The sequence below is a fragment of the Methylophilales bacterium genome (assembly GCA_019823025.1).
Classification (GTDB): domain Bacteria; phylum Pseudomonadota; class Gammaproteobacteria; order Burkholderiales; family Methylophilaceae; genus BACL14.
In genome coordinates this window covers 391,172-405,109 of sequence record CP081940.1, presented here as the reverse complement: position 1 = coordinate 405,109, position 13,938 = coordinate 391,172, and the positions used below count along the sequence as shown (strand labels likewise).

At 32.8% G+C, this 13,938-nt stretch carries 15 protein-coding genes; 4 read left to right on the top strand and 11 right to left on the bottom strand.

The features are described 5' to 3' along the window. The first annotated feature begins 16 nt into the window (after positions 1-16). Positions 17-688, top strand: a complete 672-nt coding sequence (pgl, locus tag K6112_02075) for a 6-phosphogluconolactonase (protein ID QZP18158.1) — start codon at positions 17-19, stop codon at positions 686-688. Here pgl and apbC read toward each other — a convergent pair. Further along, positions 685-1,770 (bottom strand): iron-sulfur cluster carrier protein ApbC, encoded by a 1,086-nt coding sequence (gene apbC / locus K6112_02070; protein QZP18157.1) that lies wholly within the window; start codon positions 1,768-1,770, stop codon positions 685-687. The genes pgl and apbC overlap by 4 nt on opposite strands. 86 nt (positions 1,771-1,856) lie before the next feature. Between apbC and metG the strand changes: the two genes are divergently transcribed. Beyond that, the gene (gene metG / locus K6112_02065; protein QZP18156.1) at positions 1,857-3,521 is read left to right on the top strand and encodes a methionine--tRNA ligase; all 1,665 of its coding nucleotides are present in this window, start codon (positions 1,857-1,859) and stop codon (positions 3,519-3,521) included. Between the two features lies 1 nt (position 3,522). Here the strand turns inward: metG and pyrF are convergent, their stop codons facing one another. The 8 genes from pyrF to K6112_02025 form a co-directional block, all read right to left on the bottom strand. Next, entirely contained in the window at positions 3,523-4,215 is a 693-nt protein-coding gene (gene pyrF, locus K6112_02060; protein ID QZP18155.1) for an orotidine-5'-phosphate decarboxylase, read from the bottom strand. Positions 4,216-4,219: 4 nt separating this feature from the next. After that, the gene (locus K6112_02055) at positions 4,220-5,392 is read right to left on the bottom strand and encodes a tetratricopeptide repeat protein (protein QZP18154.1); all 1,173 of its coding nucleotides are present in this window, start codon (positions 5,390-5,392) and stop codon (positions 4,220-4,222) included. 64 nt (positions 5,393-5,456) lie between these two features. Continuing rightward, the gene (locus K6112_02050; protein QZP18153.1) at positions 5,457-5,735 is read right to left on the bottom strand and encodes an integration host factor subunit beta; all 279 of its coding nucleotides are present in this window, start codon (positions 5,733-5,735) and stop codon (positions 5,457-5,459) included. After that, positions 5,735-7,213 (bottom strand): 30S ribosomal protein S1, encoded by a 1,479-nt coding sequence (gene rpsA / locus K6112_02045; GenBank protein ID QZP18152.1) that lies wholly within the window; start codon positions 7,211-7,213, stop codon positions 5,735-5,737. Before rpsA ends, K6112_02050 begins: the two co-directional genes overlap by 1 nt. A 94-nt stretch (positions 7,214-7,307) precedes the next feature. Further along, positions 7,308-7,982, bottom strand: coding sequence for a (d)CMP kinase (gene cmk / locus K6112_02040; protein QZP18151.1), 675 nt, complete (start codon positions 7,980-7,982; stop codon positions 7,308-7,310). Beyond that, positions 7,975-9,261, bottom strand: a complete 1,287-nt coding sequence (gene aroA, locus K6112_02035) for a 3-phosphoshikimate 1-carboxyvinyltransferase (GenBank protein QZP18150.1) — start codon at positions 9,259-9,261, stop codon at positions 7,975-7,977. Before aroA ends, cmk begins: the two co-directional genes overlap by 8 nt. 2 nt (positions 9,262-9,263) lie before the next feature. Next, the gene (locus tag K6112_02030) at positions 9,264-10,127 is read right to left on the bottom strand and encodes a prephenate dehydrogenase/arogenate dehydrogenase family protein (GenBank protein ID QZP18149.1); all 864 of its coding nucleotides are present in this window, start codon (positions 10,125-10,127) and stop codon (positions 9,264-9,266) included. A 47-nt stretch (positions 10,128-10,174) separates the two neighbouring features. Continuing rightward, complete coding sequence (locus tag K6112_02025; GenBank protein ID QZP18148.1) at positions 10,175-10,900, bottom strand: arginyltransferase; 726 nt, start codon at positions 10,898-10,900, stop codon at positions 10,175-10,177. 80 nt (positions 10,901-10,980) lie between these two features. Between K6112_02025 and K6112_02020 the strand changes: the two genes are divergently transcribed. Next, on the top strand, positions 10,981-11,835 hold the full coding sequence (locus K6112_02020) for a TraB/GumN family protein (protein ID QZP18147.1): 855 nt from the start codon (positions 10,981-10,983) through the stop codon (positions 11,833-11,835). Positions 11,836-11,841: 6 nt separating this feature from the next. Next, complete coding sequence (locus K6112_02015) at positions 11,842-12,633, top strand: RNA methyltransferase (GenBank protein ID QZP18146.1); 792 nt, start codon at positions 11,842-11,844, stop codon at positions 12,631-12,633. Here K6112_02015 and gluQRS read toward each other — a convergent pair. Next, positions 12,602-13,486 carry a tRNA glutamyl-Q(34) synthetase GluQRS gene (gene gluQRS / locus K6112_02010; GenBank protein ID QZP18145.1) on the bottom strand — a complete coding sequence of 295 codons (885 nt, stop codon included), beginning with the start codon at positions 13,484-13,486 and terminating at the stop codon, positions 12,602-12,604. The genes K6112_02015 and gluQRS overlap by 32 nt on opposite strands. Then, on the bottom strand, positions 13,486-13,797 hold the full coding sequence (locus tag K6112_02005; protein QZP18144.1) for a DUF3301 domain-containing protein: 312 nt from the start codon (positions 13,795-13,797) through the stop codon (positions 13,486-13,488). Before K6112_02005 ends, gluQRS begins: the two co-directional genes overlap by 1 nt. Positions 13,798-13,938: the final 141 nt, after the last annotated feature.

The window sequence follows — 13,938 nt, the reverse complement described above, 5'->3', positions numbered from 1 at the left end:
TAGGAAAGTTATGTCTGTGAATGAGAACGATTGGCTTTTATGCGCAAGTCAAAAAGATTTTGAGCTAAAAGCGACAGAAATGATTGCAAATTATGCAAATGATGCAATTAGAGCGAAAGGTCATTTTTCTCTTGTTTTAGCAGGGGGAAATACTCCAAAAAAAATCTATGAATCCTTATCAAAAAAAGATTGTGATTGGAGTAATTGGTATATTTATTTTGGAGATGAAAGATGCCTCCCTTCTAACGATAAAGATAGAAACAGTTTAATGGTAGAAAAAAGCTTTTTTTCAAAAGTCTCTATTCCAAAGAACCAAATCAATATTATTCCTGCTGAACTCGGAATGAATGAAGGGGCTGACGCTTATGAAAAAAAATTAAATTCAGATATGGTATTTGACCTCGTGCTCCTTGGATTAGGAGAGGATGGGCATACAGCAAGCATCTTTCCTAATTCTAAATTTGATGAAATTAGTCAAGTTGTCCCAATATCAAATGCACCAAAACAACCTGAAAATAGAATTTCATTAACGCCGCATAGATTAAGTATGACAAATTTTGTAATTTTTTTAGTGATGGGCAAAGACAAAAAAAATGCACTAGATGAATTTAAAAGGTCAGAAAATATACCAGCGTCAAGGATTTCAGCGCTTAAAAAATTAACTGTTTTAATTTCGGACGTTAACTAAGTATTTTTTTCTATAACGATTTTTGGAAATTTACTTGTATGATCTTCGCTATAATCTGAAACTTTAGCGGCCATTTTCATTGCTACTTCAGAAAAAATCTTTGTAATAGGGGAGTTATGATCATCAACGACTGTCGGTTTTCCATTATCTAAGTCTTCTCTTATTTTTATATCAAGTGGAAGGCTGCCTAAAAGGTCTACATTGTAATCTTTGCCCATCCTAGCCCCACCATTTTTTCCAAATATATGCTCTTCATTTTTGCATTTAGAGCATATATGGATTGCCATATTCTCTATAATTCCAAGAATGGGTACATTCACCTTTTCAAACATTTTCAATCCCCTTCTAGCATCAAGTAGAGATATATCTTGCGGTGTTGTTACAATAATTGCTCCAGTTACTGGAATTTTTTGTGCCAACGTAAGCTGTATATCCCCAGTCCCAGGTGGAAGGTCAATTAATAAATAATCAAGATTGTTCCATTTTGTTTCTCTTAATAATTGCTCAAGTGTTGATGTAACCATTGGCCCTCTCCAGACCATGGGTGTTTCCTGGTCAACTAAAAAACCAATAGACATGATTTGAATATTGTAAGCTTTTATGGGATCCATTGTTTTACCGTCAGAACTACTTGGTTTTTGATTTATACCAAACATTGTTGGCTGGCTTGGACCATAAATATCAGCATCTAGTATGCCTACATTTGCCCCTTCAGCTGATAGGGCTAACGCCAAGTTTGCCGTGGCCGTTGATTTACCAACCCCACCCTTTCCAGAAGCTATCGCGATGATATTTTTCACATTTGATAAGGTTTCTACGCCTGTTTGTACTTTATGTGATTGAACTTTAGTAGATATATTTATATTTATTTCATTCTTTGTGAAATCTTTTATACCTTCAAGAAGTATATTTTTAAAATCTTCGATTATAGTTTTAGCATAAAAACCTAACTGCAGATCAATTTGCACATGACCTCCCTCACATTCAATTTTTTTTATCGATTTTTCGGTGATGATTTGTTTATTTAAAATAGGAAAATTCATAGCTTTTATGTAGTCTTCTATTTTTTTTTCTATTTCCATTTTACGATTCCATTTCTAAGGTTTTATAATGTGCATTAGCATTTTGTTTGCTAGAATAAAGGATTATAGAATAATTTTTCCATCTAATGCGTAAACTTCTTGTTACTTCTGCTCTTCCTTATGCTAATGGCAGCATTCACTTAGGTCATTTGGTGGAATATATCCAGACTGATATTTGGGTTCGTTATCAAAAGATGTCAGGCAACGAAACATATTACATATGTGCGGATGATACGCACGGCACACCAATAATGCTTAAAGCAGAAGAAGAAAAAATTTCAACAGAAGAGTTAGTCAAGAAAGTACATCAAGAACATGATTTGGATTTTAAAGAGTTTAATGTGGATTTTGATCATTTTTATTCTACGAATTCAATTGAAAATAAGGAGTTGTCCGAGTCTATTTATAATGAATTAAATGATAACGGTAAGATTTTATCGAAGGATATTGATCAGTTTTTTGATGAAGCAAAAAAAATATTTTTACCTGATAGATTTATAAAGGGCGTATGTCCAAAATGTAAGGCAGAGGATCAATATGGGGATTCATGTGAAAAATGTGGGGCGACTTATAGCCCAACAGACTTAATAAATCCATATTCAGTTCTTTCAGGGACAAAGCCCATTAAAAAGAAAACGCTTCACTACTTTTTCAAGCTCTCTGAATGTACAGAATTTTTAAAGGGATGGATAGAAAATGACACCCTTCAACCTGAAGCTGTAAATAAGCTCAAGGAATGGTTTGAAATGGGTCTTCAGGATTGGGATATAACACGTGATGCGCCATATTTTGGATTTGAGATTCCCAATGCTCCTGGTAAATATTTTTATGTATGGCTAGATGCCCCGATAGGTTATATGGCCAGTTTTAAGAAATTTGCTGAAATGAACAATTTGTCGTTCGATGAATTTTGGAAAAAAGGCAGCTCAACAGAATTAATTCATTTTATTGGTAAGGATATTTTATATTTCCATGCTCTTTTTTGGCCAGCGACTTTAAATTACTCAAACCATAGAACGCCTACTAAAATATTTACGCATGGATTTTTAACGGTTAACGGTGAGAAGATGTCAAAGTCCAGAGGCACTTTCATAACAGCTAGGAGCTATCTTGAGCATATAAAGGATCCAAATTTTTTAAGGTATTACTATGCTACAAAATTGAATCCTTCAATGGAAGACCTAGATTTAAATCTCGATGACTTTGTTGCTAAAAATAATAGTGATTTAATTGGAAAATTTATAAACATTCCTAGCCGAACATCAGGGTTTGTAGGTAAATTCTTCAATCATGAGCTTATGCCATCGATCTTAATAAAATCTGAAGAGGGATTTGCGATATTAAAAAAAATTAAGGACGCCAAAAAGGTTGTAGATGAACACTATGAAGCTCGAGAATTCAGTAAATTAGTAAAATTTATTATGCAGCTAATTGAAGTGCTAAATGAGTATATTAGTAAAACAGAGCCTTGGAAGTTAGCAAAAGAGGAAGGGCAATTAAAGCCTAATTCGTCTCTGCATGAGATTTGTTCGGTTTGCCTTAAATCCTTTAGATCACTTTCAATATTTTTGACACCCATTATTCCTAATCTTTGTGAAAAAATTGCAGTTTTTTATGACGAAGAATCTTTCAATAGTTTTAATTTAATTGAAGATGACGTATTAAAAATTAATTCTTATAAGCATCTTCTTAAGAGAATAGAGCAAGAATCAATTGATTCGATGGTTTCATCTAAAAAGGCAGGAGAGTAAATCAATTGTTTAACTGATTGTAAACTCTAAGTAAAACTTCCTGAGGATTTAAATCGCTTGTAATTGGTCTGCCAATAACTAAAATATCTGAGCCAAAATTTACTGCATCAATTGGATTTGCAGCTCTTTTTTGGTCATCATTATTTATTTTATCTAGCCTTATACCTGGTGTAATAAAAATAAAGTTACTTGGAAGATACTGACGAATTTTAGGTATGTCTGTTGCTGCGCATACAATGCCATCAAGACCACTTTCTGCAGCATTTATAGCCAGTTTTTTTACACAGTCATTAATAGAGCCTCGCAGACCAACTTCTGTCATAAAATTTTGATCATGGCTAGTAAGCAATGTTACTCCAATCAATTTTATTTGTTGATTAGAAATAACATTTTTGGCTGCTGACATCATTTCTTTGCCACCAAGTGTATGTACATTTATTATGTCTATATTCATTCCTGAAGCAGCTTCACATGCCTTCATGACGGTATTGGGAATGTCGTGAAACTTCAAGTCTAGAAATACTTCAAATCCTTCTCCCTTTACCCATTGAACAATTTCTGGGCCGCAGGAAGTAAACAGTTCTTTACCAATTTTTATGCCACAATGATTGTTATTGAGTTGACCTATTAATTTTTTAGCATTTTCCAGTGATTGTGTATCAATTGCTACAAAAATGTCAGTTTTTTTGGTCATCTATCTAATTTTCTAAAGTGATATCAATTGGTTCTGATGGGAGTGACTCCCAAGCGTTACAACCTGGACATTGCCAATGAAATTGCTTTGCTTTGAATCCGCACTGATTACAATTAAAAAACCTTCTCTCACCAATTGAATTTTTAATTGTTTGCTGAATAAGCTCAATATTTTCAATTTCGTTTGTTTTTTTTATAGTAAGGATTTGAAATAATTGATCGAGAGAAAGTAGGCTTGGTCTTTGTATTAATTCATTTCTCGCTATCTCTTCTGCCCTTTCAACACCCTCATTCTTTAATACAAGCTCGTATAGAGAGTTAAGGATTGTTTTAAGTTTATACAAGTCATAATATCTCAATAACATAGATAATGCTTCGTTTACATTATTTTGGATTTCGAAAACAGAAATAATTTTTTGCATTACTAACCCGAGGTACTCAGGTTGTTGGTACTCAATCTTTTTCCAATAGACAACAGCTTCTTCATATTTTTTTTCTTCATAAGCGATGTCTCCAAGAAGGATATTAGCTCGTACACAATTTTTTGATTCTTCCAGAGATTTCTTGAGATATGTTTTTGCAAGTCCATATTTTTTATTCATAAGGTTATTTGTCGCTAATTCGCAAAAATAATGACTTATTGCAATTCTGAATGAGACACCAGAGATTTTTTCTAAATCAGAAGCAGAATCAATTGCTTTACTCCAATCTCTTTCCCTTACATATATTTCTCTAAGTAAATTTAAGGAGTATTGAAAATATTTTTCATTTTTGAGCTCTTTTAGTATGGCTTCACTTCTACCATAAAGGCCTGCTTTGAAATAATCTTGGGCTAACTCAGCTTTTATAGAGTCTTCTTGTTGTGTGGTAATTTCTCTTTTATTTAAAAGGGCAATATGTAGATTTATTGCCTTGTCATACTTACCCTCTTTCCTCAAAACTGAGCCAAGGGCGAAATGTATTTCTAAAGAGTCATTTTTTAATTTGACTGCTTTTTCAAGTTCGGTAATAGCGTTCTCATTTTGATTAGAGTTTAGATACGAAAGTGCCTTGAAGAGTGATGCTGGAAGATCCGTGCTTTCTGAGATGATCTGTTTAATATCAACACGAGCAGAAACCCACCCTAAGATAAAGAATAAAGGTATAACTAATAACCACCAAAATTCAAATTCGATCATATTTTTTTAAAAAAAAACATATTCAAATTTGCAAAAAATGAATATGTTTTTTATAAATGATTATTTATTTATCAACTTTTATTTTTAATTCTTTGCCAGGTTTGAAATGTGGTACAAATTTTTCAGGGACATTAACCTTTTCACCTGTTTTTGGATTTCTTCCTAGTCTAGCTGGTCTGTGATTTAGACTAAAACTTCCAAAACCTCTAATCTCAACCCTTCCACCTTTGCTTAAAGTATTTCCAACTGAATCAATAATTGTTTTTACTGAAAGTTCTGCATCTTTATGCACAAGTTGGGAGAACTTATCAGATAGCAGCGTTATTAATTCAGACTTAGTCATTATTTTTTATCGTCTAGCTTAGCTTTTAATAAAGCACCTAAATTGGTTGTCCCAGCATTTTCAGGAGCATCAGTTTTTTTCTTTATTTCTTTTTTAGGTTGTTCTTTGACTTCTACTTTTTTATCTGCATTTGGATCATCAGTTAATTGCTTAACACCTAGGGAAATTCTTTCTTTATCTACATCAATTGACAAGATAACAGATTCGACCTCATCACCTCTTTTATAATTTTTCAAAGCTGTTTCTTGATCAGACCAAGCTATATCTGAAAGATGTATCAAGCCATCAATATCTCCAGGAAGACCGACAAAGACACCAAAATCTGTAATTGATTTGATGTTGCCTTTGATCTTATCATCTTTATTATTACTGTTTGCAAAAATATCCCATGGGTTATCTTTACATTGCTTCATGCCTAATGATAATCTTCTTCTGTCTTCATCAATCTCAAGTATCATCACTTCAACTTCGTCGCCTAATTGAACTGCTTTAGATGGATGGATATTTTTATTAGTCCAATCCATTTCAGAAACATGCACTAGTCCTTCAATTCCTGTTTCAATTTCAATAAAAGCGCCATAATCAGTTAGATTTGATACTTTTCCGAAAACTTTTGTCTTGATTGGGCTTCTCCTTGATAAACCAACCCATGGATCTTCATCAAGCTGTTTTAACCCTAGTGAAACTCTATTTTTTTCTTTATCAAACTTTAATACTCTTGCATCAATTTCATCACCTATATTGAGTATTTCAGATGGGTGCTTGATTCTTTTCCAGGCTAAATCTGTTATGTGCAATAAACCATCTATACCGCCCAAGTCTACAAAAGCTCCATAATCTGTAATATTTTTTACAATACCCTTAACAACAGATCCTTCTTTAAGCGTTTCTATTAAAGCTTCCAAATCGACACCACTTTGACCCTCTAAAACTGCCTTCCTCGAAACAACAACATTATTTCTTTTTCTATCAATTTTAATTACTTTTAATTCACATTCTTTATTTTCAAAAGGTGTTGTATCTTTAATCGGTCTAATATCTACTAAGGAACCAGGCAAGAAAGCCATAATGCCATTTACTGTAACTCTCAGGCCTCCCTTAACTTTGCTGCTAACATATCCAGTTACAATTCTTGATTCATCCATTGCATCTTCAAGATCAAGCCAGGCCTGCATTTCTTTTGCTCTTGCACGAGAAAGGAGTGTTGATCCATAACCATCTTCTAATTTTTCAATCGATACCTTTACATGGTCTCCAATATTTACCTCAATATCACCTTTATCATCTAGAAATTCATCTGTTTTAATTAAGCTTTCTGATTTTAATCCCGCATTTACTATCACAAAGTCACTATCTATTGATATAACTTCCGCAGTAATTATTTCCCCTTGGCGCATTTCTTTGAGAGCCATACTTTCTTCGAATAAATCAGCGAAGCTTTCAGATGGTTTTTGTGTTGTTTTTTCTAGAGTTGCCATTTTAAATTAATTTACCTTCATTTGATCCCATCTAGCGACGGGCTTATTAAAAAAAACCTAATAAATTTGGTGTCTATTAGATCGCTTATTTTATTTAATTTACTTTACTTCTTATAATCACCATTACTTTTTCAAAGGTCTGGTTTATGCTTAAATTATCTGTTTTAATTAAGTAAGCATCTTTTGCAGCTTTAAGAGGTGATATTTTTCTATTTGTATCACTTTCATCTCTTAATTTGATTCTATCAAATAGGTCGACAAGATTAACATTGTTTTCCTTTAATATCAACTGTTTATATCTTCTATTCGCACGCTCTTCTATGCTGGCGGTAAGGAAAATTTTAACTTTAGCCTCGGGGAAAACTACCGTCCCCATGTCACGGCCATCAGCTACCAACCCAGGTGGTTTAAAGAAAGACTTTTGGAGCCCTAAAATTTTTTCTCTTATCAATTCATTTTTTGCAATTTCAGAAGCAAATTTCCCAATTAATTCTGATCGAATTAAATCCGTTATGTCCTTACTACCTAAGAAAACTTTTTCATCAGCAAAATTAATCTCTAGCCCATCAATTACCTCTAATATTTGAGTAACTTGATTTGTGTCCAGATTCTTAGACTTTGCGTTTAAAGCAATAATTCTATAGATGGCTCCTGAATCGAGGTGGTGGAACCCTAGAGTGTTACTCACTAGTTTAGATATCGTACCTTTTCCGGAACCCGCTGGGCCATCAATGGTAACGACGAAAGGTTTTGTATGGCTGTTATTCAATGACAGATTTTAAATCTTTGAAGTAATCAGGATAAGTTTTGTTAACACAATTTGGATCCTGAATAGTAATATTCAGATTTTTAAGGCAAAAAAGGGAGAAGCACATTGCAATCCTATGATCATTATAAGTTTCAATAGAAATATTATCATTGAGTTGTTTTTGTGGAAAAATTGTCATTGAGTCGTGAGTCGTTGAAATCTCAACACCCATTTTGGTTAATTCATTATCCATTGCTAAGATTCTGTCTGTTTCTTTAACTTTCCAGCTTCCTATATTTTTTAGCTTTGTTGGCTTGTCAGCAAATACCGCCATTATAGCCAGTGTCATTGCAGCATCTGGAATTTCTATACAGTCTATTTCAAGGCCTTTTAAGTTTGAAGCCTTTGACACTTGAATAGAGTCAGATTTATATTCAATTTTTGCACCCATTTTGGAAATGATATCTAAAAATTTAAGATCTCCTTGAATGCTATCTTTATTTATACCTTTTATCTGAATTGAACCTGCAAGGGAAGCAGCAGCAAAAAAGTAAGAGGCTGATGATGCATCCCCTTCAACAAAAATTTTAGTTGGATTTCTATATACGGAATCTTTTTTTAAAGATAATAAACGCCAATTATCATTGTTATAAAAAATATTGAATTTTGTAAGCAACTTTAGAGTTATATCAACATATGGTTTTGAAATTAAATCACCAATAACTTTAATATTAAATTCATTATTTGAAATTGGACCTGCGATCAAAAGTGCTGTGAGATATTGACTTGATATGTCACCTTTAATTTCAATGGGCTCTGAGATTTTGATTAATCTATTATTAATAGTAATAGGCGGGTAGCCATGATTTTTCTCATACTGAATACTTGACCCTATTTGTTCTAATGCATCGACTAGATCTTTAATAGGTCTCTCGTGCATTCGCTCAATACCCGATAAATAGTAGTCACCTCTCATCATTGCGAGAACTGCCGCAAGCGGTCTAAAGGTGGTTCCTGAATTACCTAAGAAAAGATTAGTATTTTTGTTAGGAAAATTATGTTCAGCCCCTTTTATTTCAATGATGTTTTTATCGGCATTAACTTCCTTAACTGATACTCCAAGCTTAATTAATGCATTGATCATTTGATCTGTATCCTCAGATCTAAGTGGATCTATTAGCTTAGTCACTCCACTTCCAAGAGCTGCCATTAGCAGAACCCTATTAGTGATACTTTTTGAGCCAGGTAGCTTGATACAGCCACGAACTTGTTTTGAAGCTTTTAGTGTTATCTCATTCATTACTAGTTTTTTTCGGACCAGTTTTTTCTAATTTTGCTCGCTACTTCAAAGTATTTTTCTAAAGCAATATAATCTTCATTCTTGATTAATGATGCTGTTGTATTGATTTCTTTAACAAATAAATCGAGGTCATTCAAGATTGCCGTTTTGTTGGCCAAAGAAATATCTTTCCAAACCTCAGGGGAGCTTCCTGCTATACGAGAAAAATCTTTAAATCCACTAGCAGCAAATTCAAGTAGGGTATCCCTATTACTTTTTCCAGCTATTAGATTTACCATATTGTAAGCAATAAGATGCGGAATATGACTTACTGTTGAAAAAATTTGATCATGTTCAAGAGGCGTCATTGTCTTAATAACACCTCCTAAGCCCCTCCAAAATTTAGAAGTTAATTCAAGCTTTTTAGAATTTGTTTCATCCTCAGGAGTTAATATAATATCCTTATTTTTAAATAAGTTTATTTTTGCTGCAGCAGGACCGTGCTGCTCTGAGCCAGCGATTGGGTGAGAGCCAACAAATTGTGGAAATTTTTCTTTAAGCTCCTCCTTAGCAAAGTTCATAACATTAGACTTTGTACTCCCTACATCAATCACAATTGTATTTGGCGATAGCGATGGAGAGATTGTCGTTAATATATTTCTAATTTGGGCAACGGGTGTTGCGATAACTATAAAATCTGCTTGTTTAATATCATCGTTTAGGCTATCTGAAACTCTATCAATCATTCCAGTTGACACAAAGGATGATAAGGAGGTCCCTCCCTCCCTTTGAACGCCAACAACCTGATTAAACATATGTTTTTTTTGGCATTCAATTGCGATAGATCCTCCAATGAGGCCAACACCAAAAATAAGCAAATTATTCATTATATTTTTTTTAGATTTTAACTTATTATTCAAATTGTAACATGGCGCTATGTGATATTTTCTTGCCAATACCCTTTAATATAGAGCTCATAAGGCTTAAAGTTGGTTTTATATTTCATTTTGTTACATTCACCAATCCAGTAACCTAGATACATATATTTTAATTGTTGGGTTTTACACCAATTGATGAGCCAAATAATTGAGTAGGTCCCATAACTTACTTTTTCGTCGTCAGGGTCAAAAAAAGTGTAAACAGCTGAAATGCCATCACTCATCATATCAATAATAGATACAATCTTTAGTAAGCCCCCATCCCAGAACTCAACAAGCTTTGAGTTAACATTGCTCTTAATTAGAAAGTCATTGTAATCATCTATTTTATTTTGATCATTGTTTATTGAGCTATGACGCTTATTTTGATATTTTGAGTAAAGGTCAAAATGTTCTTGTTTAAAAGCAAGAGAAACCTCTCGGACATCAAAATGTTGATGCTTCTTAAAAATTCTTATTTGCGACCTAGAAGATAAAAACTTTTGCACTGAAAGTCTTATAGGGATACATGCTGTGCAACTTTTACAGCTTGGCTTATATATATATTGACCACTCCTCCTAAAACCCTTTTCAATTAAATCTTGGAAAATATTTTGATCAATAGATTTATATGGAGTTACAACTAACGATTGCGCATCCATTTTATCGATGTAACTACAGTTATATTCTGTAGTTTTATAAAACTGAATTTTTTCAAAAGAAGGTTTATTTTTAAAATCCATGTTCTAAATTTTACTCGTCTTTTTCTATTATATTTTAAATTTTTTTTTACTAATTTTTTTAGATAGATTAAAGTAAAGATATGAAAATAAGATCATTTATTTTATTAAGTTTATTTTTAACCTTTGGTATAGGCGCAAATGAAAACTCAATATTTTGGGAGCTAGAGAGCCCTGACGGGAAACAAATTTTTATCTTTGGCAGCATCCATGTAGATGATAATAGGGTAGTGGATTTTAGTGATTCTGTTAACAATGCAATGAAAAAATCAGACTTATTTGTGTCTGAAACAACTAATGTGAGCAACCTGAAAGTCTTAGAGGGCTTAGGGAGTGAATATAATAAATACCTTAGTGACGAAGATTTTCAAAAAATTAGTGAATTATCTGATTTTCATTCTATAGAGACAGATTTTGCAATAAAATTGAAGCCATGGTTATTGGGTTTTATTTTTAGTTCACCTCGGGCAATGAATCCATTTAGCCAAGACAACTTGTTAAAGGTAGCTGCGAGTAATTATGGATTAGCTTCAAAAGGCTTAGAAACAGTTGATGAACATTATTCTGTTTTAGATTCACTTCCACCAGAGGATCAATTCCAAATTTTAAAAAATGTTTTAAATGTAAGTGAGGAAGATAAAGAAAAAAATTATGAATTAATGATTAAGACTTACCTTACATTTAATTTAAATAAAATACTTAATGCTGATGAAGAAATTACTAAATCAATCGTCCCTGTAAAAGCCTGGTCTTCAGTTAAAAATGAGCTTATTCATAAACGAAATAAACTTTTTTTTAATAGACTTCTGATTTTAGCAAAAAAAAATGTGTTATTTGTTGCGGTTGGGGCATCTCATTTAGCTGGTGATGATGGACTTTTGCAGCAATTTTTTCAAGTTGGATTCAAAAAAAAATCTTTAATACCATTTAAAAAATAAAACTTAATGACGAATAAGATAATCGACACAAAACATAATGCTTCATATAAGTACTTTAAAAAAATAGCGACTAAAAAAGGCTTTAGAAAAGAAAAAAATAAGACGATTTTAGTAGGCCCTCATCTTATAAATACATTCCTCCAAGCAAAAAAAGATATTGAATGTTTTATAAGGGATGAAAAAATGGATTCACCCGAAATCAAGGAAATAGTTAAATTAAATCCTAATATTGAAACCTATGACTTAAAGCATGGATTATTTCTTGAGCTTGCAGATTTAAAGTCTTCCAATGGTTTAATTGCTCTGATAAATGTCCCAATTGAGGAAGGCTCAGAAATAAAAAAAGGTTTGAACTTATTTATTGATGGCATTCAAGACCCAGGTAATTTAGGTAGTGTACTTAGGATTGCAGAAGCTGCCGGAGTTAATTCAGTATATTTATCTAAGACCTCGGCGGAGCTTTGGTCACCAAAAACACTTAGGGGAAGCCAGGGGGCTCAAGTCAACTTAAAGTGTTATGAAAACCAAGATTTATTGAAATTATGTGATCAAGTTAACCTTCCCATTTATTCATTAAGTATTTGTGGTGATTCACTTTATGATGATGATATCCCTAGGGACTTAATTCTTATTTTAGGTAGCGAGGGAGGTGGTATAAGCGCTGAAATAATTTCTAAATCGACTAAATCTATTTCTATACCTATGCAGGGATCTGTTGAGTCATTGAATGTAGGTGCTGCTGCAGGCATATTTATTTATGAATATTTTAGGAGATATCGATCGAACGTAAGGGGCTAATTTTTCCCATTGTCCAATTTTTGATTGCGTGGCTTATCAATTCATCAAGACTCATTTCAGATACATCTTGAGCTATAGGTTGCTTTAGAAAATTTAAAACTTTTATCCAAATATCCTTCTGATTATTTTTTATTATAATTTTACAATCGTCACTTTTGCTTATCTTTTTTTTACCAAGGGTTGCGATGGGTATATGTGAAAATTTTGGGATATCGAAATCTAGTAAATTATGCAAATATACTTGTCGCGGAGTCGAGGAAAAAAGATCAGCCCCTCTAACTATGTTTGTTATTTTGTCTAACTTATTGTCAACACAAACTGAAAATTGATATGAAAATTGTCCATCATTTCTCTTTATTACGAAGTCACCTATTTCTCTTGATAGATTTTGACTAAGCTGTCCTTGGATTTGATCTTTAATAACTATTGGATTTGTACTTACTTCCATGCGGGTGGCATAAGAATTTTTATTTTCAAGCTCTTTATATCTGCAAAATCCTGGATAGATATAGCCACCATCTCCAAGCTTCGCATGATCAGTAAGATATTTTCTTGAACAACTACAGTTATAGGTTTGATGTGTCGCTGATAATTTTTCAAAATAATATCTATATTCATCAAGTCGATTGCTTTGATAAGACTCAGTTGAATCCCAAAAAAGATTTAAACTTTCCAATGTCCTCAGGATTGATAGGGCAGAATTATTTCTTACCCTTTGCTTATCTATGTCATCTATTTTGAGTAACCAATGTCCCTTAACCTTTTTAGCGTCTAAGTAACTTGCAATCGCTGTCACTATCGATCCAAAATGCAGGTCACCCGATGGTGTTGGTGCAAAACGGCCTACGTACATTATAAATTGCTCGGGTATGGCGGAACATACCAATGGATAAGTCTATTACCAACAAGTGTGAGCTGGCAGTTTAATCTATCGTTTGTAGTACTGCTCAAATTAAAATAATAAACTCTTTTAATGGAAGGCCAATTCGATAAAGTGCGAACTATACTCATTTTGTTGCAATGGACCGTGTCATCAAGTAACTGAAGGTTTAAGTTATTTGCAAGCCTTTTACCTTCATGGATAGCCAACTCTCTTTTAGAGATAATGTCATACCAAAGTCCGATAATAGCTACCAGGATAAATAAAATAATTAATTCAGACATGAGTAATCATATAAGTTTTCAATAAATATTTGATATTTGCACCAAATTAATGCAAATATCTGAAATTTGAAATAGTTTTTAACATAAAAAATATCATCTTATAGAAAATTATAATTCCCTATATTAAAATTTCTAAAATTT